This is a genomic window from Pseudolactococcus yaeyamensis (genome assembly GCF_054658615.1).
The window spans coordinates 1-1909 of the sequence record NZ_BAAGGP010000168.1; the positions used below are offsets into that span (position 1 = coordinate 1).

General features: G+C 38.6%; 2 protein-coding genes. Both read right to left on the reverse strand.

The window, feature by feature from the left end:
• The coding region (locus ACYQ21_RS15415; protein ID WP_460059552.1) for a YrhA family protein at positions 1–358 on the reverse strand (358 nt) is incomplete at its 3' end.
• Position 359: 1 nt separating this feature from the next.
• Positions 360–1909: HNH endonuclease signature motif containing protein (locus ACYQ21_RS15420; RefSeq protein WP_460059553.1), on the reverse strand; the 1550-nt coding region annotated here is incomplete at its 5' end.

The following is a 1909-nucleotide window of genomic DNA, read 5'->3' on the forward strand; positions in this document are numbered from 1 at the left end:
TATCTAAAATTTGATATTTTTTTTCATCAGGGAAATACACATACCAACTAATATTACCATCTCCCAAAATAAGATACTTCCTGAGTTCATCATTTGTATACCAATCAAGATTATTTTCTACCAAATCCGATAATCGATTGCCTTCATCATCCTCATAAAGTCCAACACCATCAAACCCGACTCCATTTGTTATGGTCATGAAAATTTTATATTCATCTGGAACTACTTTGTCCAAGTATTTTTTAACACGCTTTTTTAATCTATCAAACTCTTCCTCAGATATTGGTTTAGAGAGTTCATCTCCAAATTCTCTTTGAAATTCATGTACCTTTTTTAATTGCTGTTCCCATTTAAACATCTTATTTACCACCTTTCAGAGCCTGAGAAGGATAAATATTTGTTTCTATCATAGGCCAGTCAACTAATCTTCCTTCACCTACTCCCAAACCTTTTTTGACTATGTTTTGATAGTTTGTAATCACTTTATGATAGGGGTCATTTTTTATTAAAACAAGGTTGCTAAAATCGTTAGTCCCACTATCATCTAATGGTAACTGATGATGCACTTGCCATTCATATTTTCCACCAGGCGACTTCCCTTTAGAAAGTTTCAAAATATCTGCTTCACTTAGTCCCGCTTGTTTGAGCTTTTCAACATCCTGAGACAAATCTTTCAAAAATTCTGACTTGACTTTTGAATCAAATTCCCGCCTCAGTTTAGCAGCTTCGCTTGGGCTTCGTTTAACATAAGATATTTTTTCTGAATTAACGTCAGGTAAACTTTGTTTATCTCCTCTAAGTTTACCATTGAAACCTTTGTCATCAAAGTCAAAATCATCTGGTGAGAGCTTAGTATTCCCTTTCAGAGAAGCACTTCCACGCCCTGTCGTCTGTGTTACCTTATTAGGATTAGGCTGACCAGTAACTTCCATGAAGTTCCTCTGAACATCATTTTTAGTCACGACATCCGAATTTCTTGTTACTTTATTTAGAATTGATTCGCTATCTCCTACACCCGCAAAAGCATAACGTGAATTTTTACCACTAAATACTTCCTCAAGATTTTGCATAAATTTCTTTCCATTAGAAGAAATATTATCCACGACACGACTAGGCATTGTAAACAAGTTTTTAGCATTACTTGCCCCTTCTTTACCGAGTGCTTTGACAAATGCCCCACCTTTAGAAAGAATACTAGTCGCTTGTCCACCTCTTGCTACCTTGAAAGCTGCCTGAACCTCTGATGCGCCAACAAAGAAACCTGCAACATTGAAGACTGTTTCGCCGATGACATAGGCATTCCCACTTCTGACTTGTTTCCACCACTCGCCTATACCAGCTCCCATTTGTTTGCGAGCTTCTGGACTTGTGATAAGCGTACCAACGCTTTTCGAAATTTCAACAACATTCATCTGTGCCATACCACTGACCATTTCGCCAGCTGCACCGCCGACACCCGCTAAAAACTCTAACCACGGTTGTCCTGAATCTTTGGCAGGTTGAGCAATATTTTTACTATACCAAGCACCAACTTTTTCACTCGCCATGCCAACAAGATTTAAGCCTTCGCCACGGATTGCCATTGAAGCATGATTGATACCGCTATTGACACCACCAACTACTAGACTAGCTCCAAAGATAGTTAAGCCAAGTGAAGCGCCTCCCGTAAAGGGGGTTAAACCTAGACCAACAACTGCAATAACAGCGCCAGCCGCAACTTGTAAGGTATCCCAAATCAACCCCAAAAGCCCTTCTTTTTTGGCTTTTTCCTTTGCTGCTTTTTCGACATCTTTAACATAGCCGTCAAACATATCTTCCCAAGCGTCACCCGCAACCTTCTGATTATTCTTGTTATAATCAGACATTTGTTGAAATAAATTACTCAAATTTTGAAATTCTGGTAGTTGAG